This window comes from Streptomyces mayteni, from assembly GCF_054783955.1.
Genome location: NZ_BAAGPR010000006.1, coordinates 40,410 through 58,059, shown reverse-complemented (window position 1 = coordinate 58,059; position 17,650 = coordinate 40,410). Strand labels below are relative to the sequence as shown.

Here is a 17,650-nt window from a genome sequence, read left to right as displayed (position 1 = left end):
CCCTCCGACCGTCTGGATACTGTGCACATGCCTCGGTTGCTCCTCATCGATGACGATCCCTCCGTGCGCGAGGGTGTGGAACTCGGGCTGCGCGGCCGCGGCCACGAGGTGCGGACCGCCGCCACCGGCGAGGCCGGGCTCGCCGCCCTGCGCGAGTTCCGGCCCGATCTGCTGCTGCTCGACCTGATGCTGCCCGGCATGAACGGCGTGCAGGTCTGCCGCAGGGTGCGGGAGGACAGCCAGCTGCCGATCATCATGCTCACCGCCCGCGGCGACGACTTCGACGTCGTCGTCGGCCTCGAGGCCGGTGCCGACGACTACATCGTCAAACCCGCCAGGACCGAGGTCATCGAGGCCCGGATCCGGGCCGTGCTGCGCAGGATCGAGGAGCCGGGCGGCGGGCGGCCCGCCGTCGAGGTCCACGGCGAGCTGACCATCGACCGGTCCGGGCTCAGCGTGGCCAGGAACGGCGAACGCCTCGCGCTCGCGCCGTCCGAGATGAGACTGCTCCTGCATCTGTCCGCGGCGCCCGAACAGGTCTTCAGCCGCCAGCAGTTGCTTGAGCACGTGTGGGAGCACAGCTTCCACGGCGACACGCGGCTCGTGGACGCGTGCGTGCGGCGGCTGCGCAACAAGATCGAGGACGTCCCGGGAAACCCGCGCTACATACAGACCCTGCGGGGCTTCGGCTACCGCTTCGGACCACTGTGAGGCCGCGGCCCGAGGGAGCCAGCGGTGAACGGCGCCGCTCCTTCGGCCTGCGGACCCGCCTCGTCCTGGCGTTCCTGCTGGTCGCCGCCGTCAGCGCGGGGACGACCGCCGCGCTCACCTTCCGTGAGGTCCGCAACGCGGTCCTGGCGACGGCACAGGACACCGCGGTCTCCTCCTTCCGCGACCAGGTGGGCGACCTCTACTTCAACCTGCCAGTGAACACGACCGAGTTGGTGGGCACGCTGCGCACCCTCGCCCGCAACGGCCGGCCGCACCCCTGGTACGTCTACGCCGAGTACGGCTCGATCCGGGCCTCCTCGGGCACCAGCCCCACCTCCACGGTGATCACGCCGGAACTGCGCGACGAGGCGCACTCGAATCCGCACGGCAGCTTCCAGCGGGTCGTCAAGGACGGGGTGCCGTACCTCACCATCGGCATGCCGGTCGTGTTCGAGGTCGGGGAGAACACCGTGATGCCGACCGGGATCGTGCTGTACGCGGTGATGCCCATGCCGGAGGAGCAGGCGAACGTGGCGGCGCTGACCGCCGCCGCCAGGAACGGCGCGCTGCCGGGCCTCGCCGTCGCCCTGGTGCCGGCGCTGATCGCCGCGCGCAGTGTGCTGCGCCCGGTCCGCGAGTTGCGCCAGGCCGCCCGTTCCATGGGCGGCGGCCGCCTCGACACCCGGATCGAGGTGCGCGGAAGCGACGAACTCGCCGATCTGGCACGGACGTTCAACGAGACCGCGGCCGCTCTCGAACGCTCCGTGAACGAGCTGCGGGAGGCGGAGGCGGGTGCCCGCCGCTTCGCCTCCGACGTCTCGCACGAACTGCGCACCCCGCTCGCCGGGATGCTCGCCGTCACCGAGGTCCTCGACGCGGGCGCGGACCATCTCAAGTCCGACACCGCGCGCGCGGTCCGGCTGATCAGCGCGGAGACCGGGAAGCTCGCGGTGCTGGTGGAGGACCTGATGGAGATCTCCCGTTTCGACGCCCACGCCGCCGAGTTGAACACCGACGAGGTCGACGCCGCGGAGACCATACGCAAGACGTTGCAGCACCGGCGCTGGACCGACCTGGTCCGTGCCGAACTGCCGGACGGGATCCGCGCCCGGCTCGATCCGCGGCGCTTCGACGTCGTCGTCGCCAACCTGGTCGGCAACGCGCTGCGGCACGGCGGCGCGCCGGTGACCGTGCGGCTGCGCACGGCCGCGGGGGCGGACGGCACGGCATGGCTGGTCACCGAGGTGGCCGACGAGGGTCCCGGCATCCGGCCGGACGTCCTCCCGCACATCTTCGACCGCTTCTACAAGGCCGACGCGGCCCGCACCCGCTCGGTCGGCAGCGGCCTCGGCCTGGCCATCACCCTGGAGAACGTCCGGCTGCACGGCGGCACCGTCCGGGCCGCGAACGGGCCGGGTGGGATCGGCGCGGTCTTCACCGTCGAGATGCCGCTGCGCACGGCGGAGGCCTCGGCATGAGGCCACGTCGCCCGGCTCTCGTCGCCCTCGCCGTTCTCCCGGCGCTGCTGCTCGGCGGCTGCGGTGTCCCGGAGACGGACGTCGTCGCGGCCGGCGCCCCGGCCACCGCCGAGGTCTATCCGTACCCGCCCACTGGGATGGTGCTCTTCCTCCGGTCGCCCGAGGGGCGGTTGATGCCGGTGATCCGCTTCGTGGACGAGGCGCCTGACGTGCCGGGCCCGGGCGACTCGCCGGGCGTGTCTACGCCCCAGACGGTCGCGGAACTGTTCGTCGGGCCGCTGGCGAACGAACGGGCGGCCGGCCTCACCGACGGCCTGCCCGAGTTCCCTTTCGAGGGCATCGCCCGGGTGGCGCCCTACCGGGATGACGGGGTGGAGGTGACGCTGCCGATCGACCTCGGCGACCTCGACGACCTGGGGGTGCGGCAGGTGGTGTGCACGATCGCGTTCACCGAGGACGCCGAGGGCCAAACTCCGGTGCGTCTGCGGGGGATCGACACGGCGCTGCCGCCGGCCGTCTGCGACGCGGACGTCGACGGTGGCGGGTGAACGGCTCGCCCCGGCACGGGAGTCGACCGGCGGCGCGACCGACCGGTCACTTCTTCCTGGCGTCCCAGGCACCGTCGTTGAAGGTGCGCAGCAGGACGATCAGCGTGGCCGCGAGCCGCCAGTCGAATCCCGGGGCGTGCACATGCAGCTTGTCGCCCCTGGACCTGAACTCGAACGGCAGCTGCCCACCGGCGCGCCATCTGATGCGGCGGGGGCCGCGAGCGGCGCCCCCCTCGTTGCCGGGGACACCGTCGAGAACGGAGAACAGGAGGATCAGGGCCATGAAGGGCACCGCCGGCCACCACACGCACCACCAGAGGATCCGGCCCTTGAAGCCCACCGCCGTGAGGCCGTCGGGCTGGGTCACCGTCCAGCGGGTGCGCAGGCCCCTGCCACGGAGCGCCTTCTCCCGGACGACCGTGCCGAGGAGTTCGCCGTGCGCGCCGAGCACCTGGAACGTCGCGACGCCGCCGGTGGCCGACACCGTCACCAGGGTGGCCACCCGCTCCCGGTGGTGCTCGTCGGCCCACAGGACGAAGGAGCGGGCGCCGCTGCCGCGGGCCGCGAGGTACGCGGGTATGCCGCCCGGCGGCAACTCGCGCTCCACGTGGGCGACCACCCGGGGCGGTCCCGATCCGTCGGAAAGCTCGACCCATGTGGTGACCGGCGGCAGAACACCGTCGCGGGCCGGTGGTCGGCGGCCGCTCATGGTCAGGACAACGCTCACCCGACGTGCTCCTTCGTGCTGGGTGGGTGCGGCTTCGCAGCTGTGACTTCGTAGGTGTGGCTTCCCGTCAACGTACGCGACGTCATGTCACGGCGGGGTACCGGTTCGCCGCTGCTGCCGCACGCGCCGCGTCATGGCCGCGGCGGAGAGGCCGACCGCGAGCAGGACGGGCGTCATGACGAGGATCCCGGCCCAGAGGACCAGGGCGAGGTAACCGAGGGGAGCGTTCCGCTCGTCCCTGTCCGCCACCACGAGGAGGACGACGCTCGCCACGAGCGCGACCACCACGAACGCCCCGATGATGATCGCGAGCCAGCGGAGAATGCCGGCCCACCGCCGGTAGCGGGCGCTGACCTCCGGGGCCCACGGTGGCGCGTACCCGTAGGGCGGCCCGGGCATCTGGGGCGGGTACGGGGGCGGTTGGTGGTGGGACATGGACCCACTTCTACTGTGCGCGGCCCCGAAACACCACCCGCACCGGAACGGTGCGGGGTGGGCGCGGCGTAGACTCCGGTGGCGCGCTGTCGGGCGCCATGACGAAGCCGGGGGGCACTGATCGTGCAGGACTACGACGAGCCGGCCTGGGGGCCGCTGCCCGTCCGATCGGGCGCGCTGCGTTGGCTGGTGCTTCTCCCGTTGACCCTGCTGCTCCTGCCGCTGTGGTGGGTGGTGTGGTTCCTCCTCGCCTTCTGCCTCTACGGCGTCGCCATGGTGGTGCAGCTGGTCGTCTACGTGTTGCCGCGGTTCGAGGACGGCGCGGTGCGGGTGCTGGACGCCACGCTGGGGCGGATGCCGTTCCTCCCGCGCTGGTGCGTGACGCCGGTGGCGCTGGTGCGGGAGGGCGACTCGGCGTTCTACCGGGCGCGGGTGGATCGGCTGGTCGAGAGGAAGACCCGGCTGGCGGGGGCTCCCCACGGGTTCGCCCACCGCGACCTGGAGCTCGGCGTGCACTACTTCCGGGGCGCGGGCGCCGGTTACGTCATCCGCGTCGCCTCGGAGCGGGGCTGGAACCTGCACCCGGTGCTGCGCTCGCATCCCCGCCGCCGGCTGCGGCTGCGGCACAGCGGCCGGCCGTAGCGCCGGAGTTCGCCGGGACATTCGCCGGGACAGGGGTCACCGTCCGGCGAGTTCCTCGACGATGGGGGCGGCCGCTTCCATGTCGTCCAGGAGGAACGAGCTGATGCCGAGGCGTTCGCGGAGGGCGACGAACTTCCGGGTCAGTTCCCTGACGGAGCCGATGAAGACGTGGGGCGACTCCATGATCTCCTCGACGGTGAGCTCGACGCCGGTGCGCCGGCGGAGTTCGTCGGCTCGCCTGCGGGCCTCGCCCTTGGCGTCGTGGGTGAGGACCATCGGGCCGCCGGTCGGGTAGCTGTTGAGTTCGAGTTCGGGGAAGCGGTCGCCGGCGGCGTCGCGGATCCAGCCGATCTTCTCCTCCGTGGCCGCGACCGTGATGCTGGGTGCGTCGAGGGTCGGGAGGCCCTGCTCGTCCCATCCGAGCCGGGGGGCCAGGCCGATGATCTGGGCCTGTTCGGCGGCCAGTGTCAGCAGGCGCTTTCCGCCGCCGCCGATGAAGATCGGCGGATGGGGGCGCTGGACCGGCTTCGGCTGCGCGTCGTAGTCGCTGATCGTGTAGTGCCTGCCGGCGAGGGAGAACCGCTCGTCGCCGAGGCAGCCCTTGAACACCTGGATCGCTTCGGTGAGTTTGGCGATCCGGGTGCCGACGGGTTCGAAGGGGATGCCGATCGCGTCGTGTTCCGGCTTGTTCCAGCCGGCGCCGAGGCCGATCTCCAGGCGTCCGCCGGAGAGGCGGTCGAGCGTCGCGAGTTCCTGGGCCAGGACGGCGGGGTGGCGGAGGTTGTTGTTGAACACGAAGGTGCCGACCCGGAGTCGCTCGGTCGCCACGGCCGCGGCGGTGAGGAGCGGGATCGGCGCGTACTGGGCCACGAGGTGGTCGGGGGACATCAGGGCGCTGTAGCCGATCGACTCCGCGCGCCGCGCGAACGCGGCCAGGCCGGGGCCGTCCTGCGGTTCGCCGACCACGGTGAGGAAGCGAAAGGGACGCATCGCGTCAGCGTGCCCGAGATGGCGGGCCAGCACCAGAGGCGATCCCGCCCCGTCCCCATGGCGGACGGGTGTCTCACATGGCGGACGCGGGGTTTTCCGGAGGGTTTGGGTCGGCTAGTTTGCCGCGCAGGTCAAGAGTGTCAGCGTGAAGACCCGGCTTGCTGGCCGGCAACCCTCCTGCGCGGTGGGGTGCCCCCGGGGACGACGACCCGGCTGCGGTGATGCGGCAAGCGTGCTCCTCGTGGGATCTCATCTCGTGAGAACTCGTCTCTGTCCTTGGACAGGGGCGAGGCGTTTGCCCCTGCCTCGGCCGTCATGGGATCGAGGACGACGAGGCGGGCGAGATGAGCACCACGCAGCAGGACGACATCGGGCGGCTGGCCGGGTTGGGGGAGCGGGTCGAGGCGGCGCGGGCCGTCAAGCCGTTGGTGGGGCGGCGGGCGCAGGAGGCCGGGGAGGCGCTGTTCGGCGGGGAGGAGCCGGTGCGGCGGGGGTTGGCCGCGCTGGCTGCGCGGTGGCACGGCGTGACCGAGTTGGTCGAGGAGCACGCCGCGCGGGGTGGTGACGCGGCGCTGTGGGGGGACGAGCCGCCGGCGGATCCGCGGTCGCGGGCGGCGGTGCGGCACGTGGACCTGGTCAGCGTGTCGCCGGCGCTGGCCGGCCGGGAGGACCTGGCGCGGCTGGTCGAGGCGGGGTGGTCGCCGGACGAGGTCGTGGCGATCTCGCAGGTAGCGGCGTTCACCGCGTTCCAGGCGCGGGCGATCCAGGGGCTGCGGTTGCTCGAGGGGCGCGGTCCCGAGGTGGCGGCGCCGGCGCGGGAGACGCCGGGGCGGGGGCGGGTCAAGAGCACGGCGCGGACGGCGTCCAACGGGCGTGAGCGGCCGGTGGAGTTCACCAGGGAGCTGCTGTCCTGGACGGCGTGGGTGGCGCCGGTGCCGACGGACGAGCTCACCGAGGAGCAGGAGGCGTCGTTCCGGGGGAAGACCAACGGCGAGTACTTCCGGCTGTTGGCCCGGCTGCCGAAGGTGCTGGCGGCGCGGACGGCGCTGGACGCCGCGATCTTCGCCACCACCGAGGGACTGCCGCGCGCCGAACGCGAGTTGGCCGCCGCGGCGGTCAGCAAGGTGACGGACTGCGTGTACTGCGCGTCCGTGCACGCCAGGAAGTCCGCGCAGCTGTCGAAGCGGCCGGCGGACGTGGACCGGCTGCTCGGGGTCCGGCTGGCGCGGGACGCCGACTGGGTGCCGACGGGCGGCGCGGCGCTGGCGGCGGGGCAGGACGCCCGGTGGGCGGCGATCGTCGAGTTCGCCGCGGCGCTCGCCACCACGCCGGTGAGCGCCACCACGGCCCAGGTGGACCGGCTGCGCGAACTGGGGCTCGACGACGTCGAGCTGGTCGACCTGGTGGCGGCCGCGGCCTTCTTCGGCTGGGCGAACCGGCTGATGCTCAGCCTCGGCGACCCCTACTGGCCCTGAGCACACACGAGAAACGAACGGAACGGAATCGTCATGAGACAGCGCTTGTCCGCCCTGGCCGCCGCGACCGTCGTGGGGCTGTTCGTCGGGGCCTGCGGGAACGTGACCACCGAGGACGGTGGGGAGGAGGCCGGCGGGGAACGCGAGGGTTCGCTCACCGTCGTCGACGACGTCGGGCGCACCGTGGAGCTCGAAGGGCCCGCCGAGCGCGCCGTCGTGCTGAACAGCTACGGCAACGAGTTCGCCCAGGCCATCGGGGCCGGCGACCGGGTGGTCGGCTACGACCGGGTCTCGCAGTCCCGGCTGCCCTACCTGGACATCTCCGACGAGGAGGTGGTCAGCGAGGACCTCCAGGAGATCAACTACGAGTCGGTCGTGGAGCTCGACCCCGACGTGTTCGTCCTCCCCCGCAACGGGGCCTGGCAGGAGGCGGCCGACCAGCTGGAGTCCTTCGGGATCCCGGTGGTCGTGGCCACCGCCTGGGACTTCGACGTGTTCCACGAGACCGTCGAGCTGCTCGGCGAGGTCTTCGGGGAGCCGGCGGGCGCGGAGCGGGTGTCCGGGTTCTACGACGAGATCTTCGGGCTGATCAGCGACCGGGTGGCCGGCACCGAACCGGTGCGCGTGTACTGGGAGACGGAGCAGCCCTATCTCACCGGCCTGCCCGGCTCGGGCTTCGACCAGATCATCGTGGCCGCCGGCGGCGAGAACATCTACGGCGACCTGGAGACCGGCGGGGACCAGCAGTCCGAGACCACGGTGGACCCGGCGTCGATCCTGGAGCGGGATCCGGAGGTGGTGGTGCACGAGTTCGGGCCCGCGGCCGAGCCGACCGGGCAGGAGCGGTTCGACACGCTGAGCGGCGAGTTGTTCGGGCGGGCCGGCTGGTCGGAGCTGTCCGCGGTCAGGGACGGCCGGGTCTTCGTGACCAACGGCTGGGCGACCAGTGGTCTCTCCAAGGCCATCGGGGCGCTCTACCTGGCGAGTTGGCTGCACCCCGAGGAGTTCGCCGACGTCGAGCCCGGCGCGTACCTGGAGCGGTGGGCCCAGGAGTTCCAGGGGCAGGGCGCGGACTTCCCCGGCGAGGACGCGTACCTCCAGAGGGTGGGCTGACGCGAGATGGCTGTCTCAGCTGCCGGACAGGCGGTCGCGCGTCGGACGTGGACCGGCCGGCCCGTGGTGCTGTGGGCGGGCACGGTGCTGACCGTGCTCGTCACCGCCTGGTGCGTCACGGCCGGCACGACCGACGCCGGGCTGCTCGACGTCTGGCGCGCGATCCGCCTCCGGGTCTTCGGCGGGGTGCTCGACCGGGACTTCGCCCAGACCTACTCGGTGATCATCAACCTGCGGCTCCCCCGGGTGCTGCTCGCCTTCGTGGCCGGGGCCGCGCTGTCGCTGGCCGGCGTGGTGATGCAGGGCCTGCTGCGCAACCCGCTGGTCAGCCCGTTCACGCTCGGGGTCTCGCCGGCCGCGGCGTTCGGCGCCGCGCTGGCGATCCTGCTGACCGGCGGGTCCGCGGGTTCCGGCTCGTGGCTGGTGATCGGCAGCGCGCTCGGCACGGCGCTGGCCGTCTCCGCCCTGGTGCTGGGTCTCGCGTCGGCCAAGGCGATGTCCGCCGCCACCCTGCTCCTGCTGGGGATCGCGCTCACCCAGCTCTTCGAGGCGATGACCGCGGCGCTCCAGTTCGTGGCCGACGAGAACACCCTCCAGGCCATCGTGCGCTGGACGTTCGGCTCCGTGAACGACGCCGGCTGGCGGGACGTCGCGGTGGTCGGGGCCTGCGCGTTGGCCGCCCTGCCGCTGCTGCTCTGGTTCAGCCGCGACCTCAACGCCATCGCCTTCGCCGGCGACGACGCGGCCAAGAGCCTCGGGGTGAACGTCACCGCGGTGCGGGTGGGGCTCATCGTGGTCTCGGTGGTGCTGGCGGCGGTCGTGGTGTCCTTCTGCGGGGTGATCGGCTTCGTCGGCCTGGTGGGCCCGCACATCGCCCGGCTGGCCATCGGCGCCGACCACCGCTACCTGCTGCCGTTCTCCTTCCTGACCGGCGGACTGCTGCTGGTGGTCGCGGACACCGTGGGACGTACGGTGCTGGCGCCCTCGGTGATCCCCGTCGGCATCGTCGTCGCCTTCATCGGCGCCCCGGTCTTCATCAACCTCATCCTGACCAGGAGGGCCGCACAGTGAGTCTCGAGGTCGCCTCGGTCCGGTTCGCCTACCGGCGCAACCCGGTCCTGGAGGGCGTCGACCTGCGGGTGGCCGAGGGCGGGTTCTGCGCGCTGCTCGGCCCGAACGGTTCTGGCAAGTCCACCCTCACCAAGATCATCGCCCGGGTGCTCCCGCCCGCGGCCGGCACCGTCTCGTTCGCCGGCCGCGACCTGCTCGCCACCCCGCGCCGCGAGCACGCCCGGGTGGTCGCCTACGTCCCGCAGTCCGGGGCGACGCCGTTCGAGCAGACCGTGCGGGAGGCCGTGCTGCTCGGGCGCACCCCGCACATCGGGCTGCGCCCCACCCGCCGGGACTGGGAGATCGTGGACGCCGCGATCGAACGGCTCGGCCTGGCCGAGCTGTCCGACCGGCCGCTGTCCCAGCTCTCCGGCGGCCAGGCCCAACGGGTGCTGATCGCCCGCGCCCTGGCCCAGCAGCCGCGGGTGCTGCTGCTCGACGAGCCCACCTCGGCGCTCGACCTGCGATACCAGATCGAGACGCTCCAGATCGTCCGCTCGGTGACCAGGGAGGAGGGCGTCACGGCGCTGATCGCCATTCACGACCTCAACCACGCGGCGCACTTCTGCGACCAGGCGGTGCTGTTGGACGGCGGCCGGGTCGTCGCCGACGGGCCGCCGGCCGAGGCGTTCGACGAGGCCCTGCTCAGCCGGGTGTACGGGCTCGACGTGCGGGTCTCCCGAGGCCCCGAGGGGGTCGAGGTGCGGCCGGCCGCGCTGGAACCCGGGACGTCCTTCGGGGCCGTGCCGACGGCGAAGGAGTCGGCGTGACGGTCGCCTTCGACCTGGTCGTGGTGGGCGGCGGGCCGCGCGCGGTGGCCGTCGTGGAGCGGCTGACGGCCCGGCACCCGGCCGGCGCGCCGCCGGTGCGGGTGGCGCTGGTGGACCGGGTGGAGGTCGGGGCCGGCGCCACCTGGCGCACCGACCAGTCACCGCTGCTGCTCAACAACACCTACAGCGCGCACACCACCGTCTACCCGGACGAATCGACGCCGATGAGCGGTCCCGTGACGCCGGGCCCCGACCTGATCAGCTGGGCCGGGGAGAGCGAACCGCCGCCCGACCGCCCCGGGTGGGTGGCCGAGGAGGCGGCCGAGCTCCGGCCGTGGTCGTATCCGACCCGCCGGATCCAGGGCGTGTACTACCGGGAGCAGTTGGCGCGGGCGGAGGCCACGGGGCGGGTCGCGGTCACCCGGGTGATCGGCACGGCGGTGGACGTGCTGCCGGCCGCGGACGGGACGCGGACCGTCCGGCTGGCCGACGGGCGTGGCCTCGGCGGCCACGTCGTGGTGCTGGCCCAGGGCATGGTGCAGGCGAAGCGCTCGCCGCGGGTGCGCTCCCTGGTGGCGGCGGCGGAGCGGGACGGGCTCGTCTACGTGGAGCCCGGCATGCCGGCGGAACGCGACTGGGACCGGGTGCCCGGCGGCGAGACCGTGCTGGTGACGGGGCTCGGCGCCAACTTCTTCGACGTCGTCGCGCTGCTCACCGAGGGGCGGGGCGGGCGCTTCGAGCCGGCCGGCGACCCGGCGCGTCCCGCCCGGCTGCGCTACCTGCCGAGCGGGCGCGAGCCGCGCCTGGTGGCGGGGTCGCGGCGCGGCCTGCCCTACCGGTCGAAGGCGAGCTACCCGTCGCCCGGGTTCCCGCCCCGGTACGAGCCGCGGCTGGCGACCCGCGACTGGTTCGCGGGGGTGGCCGAGGTGCCAGGGCAGGACTTCCGGCGGGACGTCTGGCCGCAGCTGGCCCGCGAGTTCGCCTGGGCGCATCTCGGCACGCTGCTCGCGCACCGCCCCGAGGTGCTGGTGCCGGGGGCCGACGAGGGCGAGTTGCTTGACGGGCTGCGCGCCGCGACCCGCGACGACGAGGTGGACGCGGTGGTGGCGGGCGCGGTGACGTCGGCCCGCTGGGCGTTGTCGGTGGGCCGGCTCGACCGGCCGCCGGCGCCCGGTCCTGTGGATGAGCAGACGTGGCGGCGCTGGGTGCGCGAGCACGCCGAGGACGAACTCGACGCGATGCACGCCCCGCTCACCCACCCGCGCAACGCGGTCAACCGCGCCATGGCGGCGCTGCGCGGCCCGGTGCGGAAGCTGGTGCCGCGCGGCGCGCTGGACGGCGGCAGCGTGGCGCGGGACGTCGACGGCTGGTTCAACCGGCTCGGCCTCGCCCTGGCGTCCGGGCCGCCGCCGCACCGCACGGCGCGGGTGCTGGCGCTGATCGACGCCGGGCTGCTCGAACTGCTCGGCGAGGACACGGCGGTGACGCACGAGGACGGCGCGTTCGTCGGCCGGTCCGCGGTGCGGCGGGCGGCGCCGGTGCGGGCCCGCGCGTTCGTGGAGACCCGGATGTCCAAGGGGGTGGTGACCGACACCGACGACCCGCTGCTCGACGCGCTGCTGCGCCGGGGGCGGGCGCGGCTGCACAGCTGGTCGAGCGAGCACGGGCCCGCGGTGTCCAGCGGGACCCTGGACGTGACGCCCGTCGACTTCCACCTCCTGGCCGCGAACGGCGTGGCCGACGAGCGGGTGATCGTGCTCGGCATCCCGGCGGAGGCCCTACAGCCCGGCTCGGCCATCGGCGCGACCCCCGGCGTCCCTTCGCCGCTGCTGGCCGGGGCCGACCGGGCCGCGGCGCGGGTGCTCACGGTGGTCGGGGCGGCCCGGGCCGCGGACGGGGGCGCGGACGGGGGCGCGGACGGGGGCGCCTCACATGCCGTTCAGCCGGTCGATGGTCTCCCGGATCTGGGCCAGTTCGGCGTCGCTGAAGCTGCCGGGGGTCTGGGTGTTCCGCAGCTCCATCGTGGTGCCGGAGGCCCAGGTGACGCGGAGCACGTCACCGGCCAGGGCCAGGGTGGCTGATCGGTCGTTCCAGGTCTCGGTGCCGTACTGCTCGCAGCTGGCGAGGGACAGGCGGCCGTCGCGGACGGTGCCCTCGCAGACGTCGCCCTCGACGTCGAGGTCCTCGTAGAACGTGACCGCGCCGGACTCGATCATGATGTTGGCGGCTGACGGGTCGACGCCGGTGTACCAGTCGCCCTCGAGCTGCCGGTTGGTGGGCGCGTTGTTGTTGTCGTTCCTGCCGCCGCTGCCGCCGGACGTGCCGCCGCCGGTGGCGGAGCCGAAGCCGATGTCGTCGTCATCGTCGTGCTGGCCGCCGGAGCTGCTGCCGCCACTGCCGCCGCTGTCGCCGGACGACGAGCCGCCGCGGCCGCTCTTGCAGCCGCTCAGCACGAGCGCGGCCGCGACGGCGACGACGGGCAGGGTGAGGCGTATGGCCCTCCGCATGAATTTCCCCTCGGGACGATTCGACGAACGTTCCTGAACGAGGAGGAGAGTATGCACTCAACGGCCTGGGCAGGATGGAAAGTTACGCGCTCGCCACATTCGGTGCGGCACTGGTACCTCCGTGACCGCGCGCGGGCCGGCGGGTCAGCCGGCCCGAGTAGCCGCCGTCGTCACGGAGCGACGGCCGACGTCGCGTGGTAGCGGCCGATCGGGAGCATCAGTGGGCTGCCGGAGACCGGGTCCACGATGACGCGGCTCGCCAGGCCGAAGACGGCGCGGACCGTCTCCTCCGTCAGCACTTCGGCCGGCGGGCCGGCGGCGTGCAGCCGGCCCGCCGCCAGGGCGACCAGGTGGTGGGCGTAGCGGGCGGCGAGGTTGAGGTCGTGCAGCACCATCACGATGGTGGTGCCGCGGGTCCTGTTGAGGTCGGTCAGCAGGTCGAGGACCTCGACCTGGTGGCTGACGTCGAGGAAGGTGGTCGGCTCGTCGAGCAGCAGCAGGTCGGTCTGCTGGGCCAGCGCCATCGCGATCCACACCCGCTGCCGCTGGCCGCCGGAGAGTTCGTCGACGGCGCGGTCGGCGAGGTCGGCCGTCCCGGTGGCCTCCAGGGCGGACGCGACGGCGGCGTCGTCCCGCTCGTGCCAGCGGGAGAAGACGCCCTGGTGCGGGTGGCGGCCGCGGCCGACGAGGTCCAGCACGGTGATGCCCTCGGGCGCCACCGGGGACTGCGGCAACAGGCCGAGCGTGCGGGCGAGTTCCTTGGCCGGCAGCCGGTGTACCGCCCTGCCGTCCAGGACGACGCGCCCCGCGCGCGGCGCGAGCAGCCGGGACATCGAGCGCAGCAGCGTCGACTTGCCGCAGGCGTTGGCCCCGACGATCGCCGTGATCCCGCCGGGCGGCACGGTGAGGTCGAGGGCGGAGACGACGACGCGGTCGCCGTAGCCGAGGGTGAGGTTCTCGGCGGCGAGCGCGTGCGCGGCGGACGGCTGGGCCGACGGGGTCGAAGGGGTCATATCGAGGCTCCCGACCGGTGGGTGCGGATGATCAGGTACACGAGGTAGGGCGCCCCGAGGACGCCGGTGACGACGCCGACCGGGTAGCGGGTGTCGAACGCGAACTGCCCGACGAAGTCGGCGGCCAGCACCAGCAGCGCGCCGACCAGGCCGGCCGGCAGCAGCAGCGAGGTGCCTGGCCCCACGAGCCGGGCCGCGATGGGTCCGGAGAGGAACGCCACGAACGCGATCGGCCCGGCCGCCGCGGTGGCGAAGGCGATCAGCCCGACGGCGGCGACGATCAGCGTGACGCGGGTGCGTTCGACCCGCACCCCGAGGGCGGCGGCGGTGTCGTCTCCCAGTTGCAGGGCGGAGAGGTCGCGGGCCCGCGCCAGCAGCACGGGGGCGAGCACCAGCAGCGCGAGGAGGGCGGGCACGGTCTCCTCCCAGGCGACGCCGTTGAGGCTGCCGGTGAGCCAGCGCGTCGCCTCCTGGAGGTCCCACTCGGCGGCCCCGGAGAGCACGTAGGCGGTGACGCTGTCGAGCATGGCGGCGATCCCGATGCCGATCAGGATCAGCCGGGTGCTGGCGACGCCGTCCCGGAAGGCCAGGGTGTAGACGAGCAGCGCGACGCCGAGCCCGGCGGCGATGGCGAGGACGGAGACCCGCGTCTCGTCGAGGGAGAGCGTGACGATGGCGATGGCCGCGGCCGCGCTGGCGCCCGAGCTGATCCCGATGATGTCCGGGCTGGCGAGCGGGTTGCGGAGCATCGTCTGGAAGGTGACGCCTGCCATGCCGAAGCTCAGGCCGGCCACCACGGCGAGCACCGCGCGCGGCAGCCGGAGCCGGCCGACCGTGAAGGACGCGCCTGGCACCTGCTCGCCGAGGATCACCCGGAGCACGTCGCCTGGCGGGTAGTACGTCTGCCCGAGGACCAGGGTCGCGGCGAACGCGGCGAGGACGAGCAGCACCAGCGTCAGCACGACGAGCCTGCGTCGGGTGGCGCGCCTGGCCCGGCCGCGGGTGACGGCCGCCAGCACGGGCGAGGGCTCGGCGACGGCGGGAGCGCTCACAGGGCACGGACCTTCTGACGGCGGACGATGTGGATGAAGAACGGGGCGCCGATCAGCGCCGTCACGATGCCCACGTCGACCTCGGCCGGGCGGGCCACCACCCGCCCCACCACGTCGGCCGCGGTGAGCAGCGCCGCGCCGCCCAGCGCGCAGAACGGCAGCAGCCAGCGGTGGTCGACGCCGACCAGCAGCCGGCAGGCGTGCGGGACGACGAGGCCGACGAAGGCGATCGGTCCCGCGACGGCCGTCGAGGCGCCGCACAGCACGATGGCGCCGACGGCGGCGGTGGCGCGGGCCACGGCGACGCGTTCGCCGAGCCCGGCGGCGAGTTCGTCGCCGAGGGCGAGCGAGTTGAGCGCCCGTGCCGACAGCAGGCTGACGGCGAAGCCGAAGGCGAGGAACGGCAGCACCTGGCCGACGCGTTCGAAGGAGGCGCCGCCCACGCCGCCGATCTGCCAGAGCCGGAAGCTGCCGGCGATGTCATTGCGGGGCAGCACCACGGCGCTGACCAGCGAGGCGAAGGCCGCCGAGGTGGCGGCGCCGGCGAGCGCCAGCTTGAGCGGGGTGGCGCCGCCGCGTCCGAGGGAGCCGATGGTGTAGACGAAGGCGGCCGAGGCGGCCGCCCCGGCGAGCGCGACCCAGACGTAGCCGGTGGGCGAGGTGAGCCCGAAGTAGGCGACGGCCGTGACGACGGCGAGCGAGGCGCCCATGTTGACGCCGAGGATCCCGGGGTCGGCCAGCGGGTTGCGCGTCACGCCCTGCATCACGCCGCCGGCCAGGCCGAGCGCGGCGCCGACGGTCACGGCGAGCACGGTGCGCGGGATCCGCTTGGTGACGGCGGCCTGTTCGAGGGACTCGTCGGCGCCGCCGAGCGCCGCCCAGACGTCGCCCCACGGCACGGTGCGCGAGCCGAACGCGACGGACGCCAGCATGATCGCGGCCAGCGCCAGGACGACGGCCAGCAGCCAGAGCAGCCGGACGCGCGCCGGACGCCGCACCAGAGTGGCGGCGTCCGGCGCGGGTCGGGTCCCGACGTCGGTCACCTGACCTGGTCCGCGGCCTCGGCGAGCGCCGCCACGTAGTCCTCGAGCACCCACGAGATGGACAGCGGGGTGGGGTTGGCGGCGGTGCCGAGCGGGGTGGAGCCGGGCAGCAGGTAGATCGAGCCGCGCTCGACGGCGGGAATCCTGGACAGCAGCGGGTCGTTCTCCAGGATGTCGAGCAGCTCGCCGGTCTCGTCGCCGTAGCCGGTGATGATGTCGACGTCGTCGAAGAGGTCGACCTGCTCGGCGCTGCGGGTGAGGGCGAACTGGTCGGTCTCGGCGGAGGCCGAGGCGATGCTGTCCGGGGTGGTGAGGCCCAGGTCCTCGAAGAACAGCGTCCTGGTGTCGTGCGTCGTGTAGAAGCCGACCTGGCTGACGTCGTTGGGGTCGACGTGCGTCATGAACATCGCCGACCTGCCCTCCAGTTGCGGGTACCTGGCGACGGTCTCGGCGATCTCGCCCTCGATGTCGCCGATCAGCGCCTCGCCCTCGTCGCCGAGCCCGATGGCCTGGCTGTTGAGACGGATGATCTCGCGCCACGGGGTGGCCCAGGCGGCCTCCGGGTAGGCGACGACGGGCGCGATCTCGCTGAGCGTGTCGTAGTCCTGCTGGGTGAGGCCCGAATAGGAGGCCAGGATCACGTCGGGCCGGGTGTCGGCCACGGCCTCGAAGTCGACGCCGTCGGTCTCGTCGAACAGCACCGGGGTCTCGGCGTCCAGTTCGTCGAGCCGTTCGGTGACCCAGGGCAGCACGCCGTCGCCGTCGTCGTCGCCGAAGTTGGCGGCGGCCATGCCGACCGGGACCACGCCGAGGGCCAGCGGCACCTCGTGGTTGGCCCAGTTGACGGTGGCGACGCGCTCCGGTCTCGACTCGACGGTGGTCTCCCCGAAGGCGTGCTCGATGGTGACCGGGAACCCGCCGGAGCCGGCGTTCGCCTCGGTGTCGCCGTTGCCGTCCTGGCCGGCCTGGTCGTCCGAGGAGCCGCCGCAGGCGGTGAGCCCGACGAGGGCCGCGGCCACGGCGAGCAGCGGTACGCGATGGGGGCGCATCAATCCGTTCTCCACTTCCGGTCGTTGGTGCCGGACCTCACACGCATGGGTCGCGGAACGCGGTCGTGGAGCGGTGCACCGTCAGGGCGCAAGCGAATTAGGTAAGGCTTGCCTTAGCACTCCAGGAGAGAGGGGCGAAGTGTCGCAATCGCCCTTTCGGGACACCCGCTGTAGCGATCGGGACAGCGAACCGGGCGCTAACGGGCCCGGAACGCCCCCGGGGTGAGCCCGGTGGTGCGCCGGAAGGCGGCGCCGAACGCGCTCGCCGACCGGTAGCCGACCGTCTCGGCGACGGCCTCGACCTCCCAGCCGCGGGTCAGCAGTTCGACGGCGCGCTGGGCGCGCACCGCGGCAACCCAGCGGGCGAAGCTGGTGCCGGTCTCGGCGTTGAAGGCCCGGGTGATGGTGCGCGGGCTCACCCCCAGCTCGGCCGACCAGTTGGCCAACGTCCGCTGGTCGCGCGGGTCCCGGCGGACGGCCTCGGCGATCGGCCGCAGCAGCGCGGAGACCGGCACGTCGTACAGCAGCTCGCGCGGCGAGGGCGCGAGCACGTCGAGCACCATGGCCTCGGTCACCGAACGGGACGCCGCGGAGAGCGCGGGCTCGCCGAGCCGCTCCAACAGCAGCCTGAGCAGCGGGGTGATCTCGACGGCGACGGGCGTCTCGGAGATGGTGCCGGCGCCGCCGAGGCCGAAGAAGCTGGCCCGGAACCAGGTGCCGGCCGCCGCCGAGCCGGAGTGCAGCACGCCGGCGGGCATCCACAGGCCCACGGTCGGGGTGATGGTCCACACCCGGGTCTCCACCACGGCGGTCGACGCGCCGCGCTGGTTCCACAGCAGCTCGTGCCAGGGGTGGGAGTGGGCGTTCCAGGTGGTGTCGTGGGCGACGACCTCGTCGTAGCAGGTGATGCCGAACGGGACCTCGACCACGGCGGGCGGGAGGGCCGGCAGCGTGCGGGTCTCCCGGTCGTCGCGCGAGGTGCCCACG

General features: G+C 73.6%; 17 protein-coding genes and 1 riboswitch. Of the genes, 9 read left to right on the top strand and 8 right to left on the bottom strand.

Features of this window, described 5'->3' with window-relative positions:
* The first annotated feature begins 27 nt into the window (after nucleotides 1-27).
* Genes ACYVPE_RS04680 through ACYVPE_RS04670 form a run of 3 tightly spaced genes read left to right on the top strand, consistent with a single transcriptional unit; the run spans nucleotide 28 to nucleotide 2,737 of the window.
* Entirely contained in the window at nucleotides 28-711 is a 684-nt protein-coding gene (locus ACYVPE_RS04680) for a response regulator (RefSeq protein WP_461032094.1), read from the top strand.
* Nucleotides 708-2,189, top strand: coding sequence for an ATP-binding protein (locus ACYVPE_RS04675; RefSeq protein ID WP_461032093.1), 1,482 nt, complete (start codon nucleotides 708-710; stop codon nucleotides 2,187-2,189). The genes ACYVPE_RS04680 and ACYVPE_RS04675 overlap by 4 nt, the downstream gene beginning before the upstream one ends.
* Nucleotides 2,186-2,737 carry a hypothetical protein gene (locus tag ACYVPE_RS04670; protein WP_461032092.1) on the top strand — a complete coding sequence of 184 codons (552 nt, stop codon included), beginning with the start codon at nucleotides 2,186-2,188 and terminating at the stop codon, nucleotides 2,735-2,737. Before ACYVPE_RS04675 ends, ACYVPE_RS04670 begins: the two co-directional genes overlap by 4 nt.
* Before the next feature lie 46 nt (nucleotides 2,738-2,783).
* Here ACYVPE_RS04670 and ACYVPE_RS04665 read toward each other — a convergent pair whose 3' ends face one another.
* Complete coding sequence (locus ACYVPE_RS04665) at nucleotides 2,784-3,464, bottom strand: hypothetical protein (RefSeq protein ID WP_461032091.1); 681 nt, start codon at nucleotides 3,462-3,464, stop codon at nucleotides 2,784-2,786.
* A gap of 87 nt (nucleotides 3,465-3,551) precedes the next feature.
* A complete protein-coding gene (locus tag ACYVPE_RS04660; protein ID WP_461032090.1) occupies nucleotides 3,552-3,899 on the bottom strand; it encodes a hypothetical protein in 348 nt (115 codons plus the stop codon).
* Nucleotides 3,900-4,022: 123 nt separating this feature from the next.
* Between ACYVPE_RS04660 and ACYVPE_RS04655 the strand changes: the two genes are divergently transcribed.
* Nucleotides 4,023-4,541 (top strand): hypothetical protein, encoded by a 519-nt coding sequence (locus ACYVPE_RS04655; RefSeq protein WP_461032089.1) that lies wholly within the window; start codon nucleotides 4,023-4,025, stop codon nucleotides 4,539-4,541.
* A 36-nt stretch (nucleotides 4,542-4,577) separates the two neighbouring features.
* Here the strand turns inward: ACYVPE_RS04655 and ACYVPE_RS04650 are convergent, their stop codons facing one another.
* Nucleotides 4,578-5,531 (bottom strand): TIGR03621 family F420-dependent LLM class oxidoreductase, encoded by a 954-nt coding sequence (locus ACYVPE_RS04650; protein WP_461032088.1) that lies wholly within the window; start codon nucleotides 5,529-5,531, stop codon nucleotides 4,578-4,580.
* A gap of 129 nt (nucleotides 5,532-5,660) precedes the next feature.
* A riboswitch (SAM riboswitch) is annotated at nucleotides 5,661-5,770 on the top strand.
* Nucleotides 5,771-5,875: 105 nt separating this feature from the next.
* On the opposite strand from ACYVPE_RS04650, the gene ACYVPE_RS04645 reads away from it, so the two are divergent.
* The 5 genes from ACYVPE_RS04645 to ACYVPE_RS04625 are packed head-to-tail and all read left to right on the top strand — an operon-like array spanning nucleotide 5,876 to nucleotide 12,080.
* Nucleotides 5,876-7,006, top strand: a complete 1,131-nt coding sequence (locus ACYVPE_RS04645) for a peroxidase-related enzyme (RefSeq protein ID WP_461032087.1) — start codon at nucleotides 5,876-5,878, stop codon at nucleotides 7,004-7,006.
* A 33-nt stretch (nucleotides 7,007-7,039) separates the two neighbouring features.
* Entirely contained in the window at nucleotides 7,040-8,119 is a 1,080-nt protein-coding gene (locus tag ACYVPE_RS04640) for an ABC transporter substrate-binding protein (protein ID WP_461032086.1), read from the top strand.
* A gap of 6 nt (nucleotides 8,120-8,125) precedes the next feature.
* A complete protein-coding gene (locus ACYVPE_RS04635; protein ID WP_461032085.1) occupies nucleotides 8,126-9,190 on the top strand; it encodes a FecCD family ABC transporter permease in 1,065 nt (354 codons plus the stop codon).
* Nucleotides 9,187-9,999 carry an ABC transporter ATP-binding protein gene (locus tag ACYVPE_RS04630; protein WP_461032084.1) on the top strand — a complete coding sequence of 271 codons (813 nt, stop codon included), beginning with the start codon at nucleotides 9,187-9,189 and terminating at the stop codon, nucleotides 9,997-9,999. Before ACYVPE_RS04635 ends, ACYVPE_RS04630 begins: the two co-directional genes overlap by 4 nt.
* A complete protein-coding gene (locus ACYVPE_RS04625) occupies nucleotides 9,996-12,080 on the top strand; it encodes an FAD/NAD(P)-binding protein (protein WP_461032083.1) in 2,085 nt (694 codons plus the stop codon). Before ACYVPE_RS04630 ends, ACYVPE_RS04625 begins: the two co-directional genes overlap by 4 nt.
* Nucleotides 12,081-12,676: 596 nt before the next feature.
* Here ACYVPE_RS04625 and ACYVPE_RS04620 read toward each other — a convergent pair.
* From ACYVPE_RS04620 to ACYVPE_RS04600, 5 genes are all read right to left on the bottom strand, one after another.
* Nucleotides 12,677-13,519, bottom strand: a complete 843-nt coding sequence (locus tag ACYVPE_RS04620) for an ABC transporter ATP-binding protein (RefSeq protein ID WP_461032082.1) — start codon at nucleotides 13,517-13,519, stop codon at nucleotides 12,677-12,679.
* The gene (locus ACYVPE_RS04615; RefSeq protein ID WP_461032081.1) at nucleotides 13,516-14,571 is read right to left on the bottom strand and encodes a FecCD family ABC transporter permease; all 1,056 of its coding nucleotides are present in this window, start codon (nucleotides 14,569-14,571) and stop codon (nucleotides 13,516-13,518) included. The genes ACYVPE_RS04620 and ACYVPE_RS04615 overlap by 4 nt, the downstream gene beginning before the upstream one ends.
* Nucleotides 14,568-15,614, bottom strand: a complete 1,047-nt coding sequence (locus ACYVPE_RS04610) for a FecCD family ABC transporter permease (RefSeq protein WP_461032080.1) — start codon at nucleotides 15,612-15,614, stop codon at nucleotides 14,568-14,570. The genes ACYVPE_RS04615 and ACYVPE_RS04610 overlap by 4 nt, the downstream gene beginning before the upstream one ends.
* Nucleotides 15,611-16,663 carry an iron-siderophore ABC transporter substrate-binding protein gene (locus ACYVPE_RS04605; protein ID WP_461032079.1) on the bottom strand — a complete coding sequence of 351 codons (1,053 nt, stop codon included), beginning with the start codon at nucleotides 16,661-16,663 and terminating at the stop codon, nucleotides 15,611-15,613. The genes ACYVPE_RS04610 and ACYVPE_RS04605 overlap by 4 nt, the downstream gene beginning before the upstream one ends.
* 197 nt (nucleotides 16,664-16,860) lie before the next feature.
* Nucleotides 16,861-17,649 (bottom strand): helix-turn-helix domain-containing protein, encoded by a 789-nt coding sequence (locus ACYVPE_RS04600; protein WP_461032078.1) that lies wholly within the window; start codon nucleotides 17,647-17,649, stop codon nucleotides 16,861-16,863.
* Between the last annotated feature and the right edge of the window lies 1 nt (nucleotide 17,650).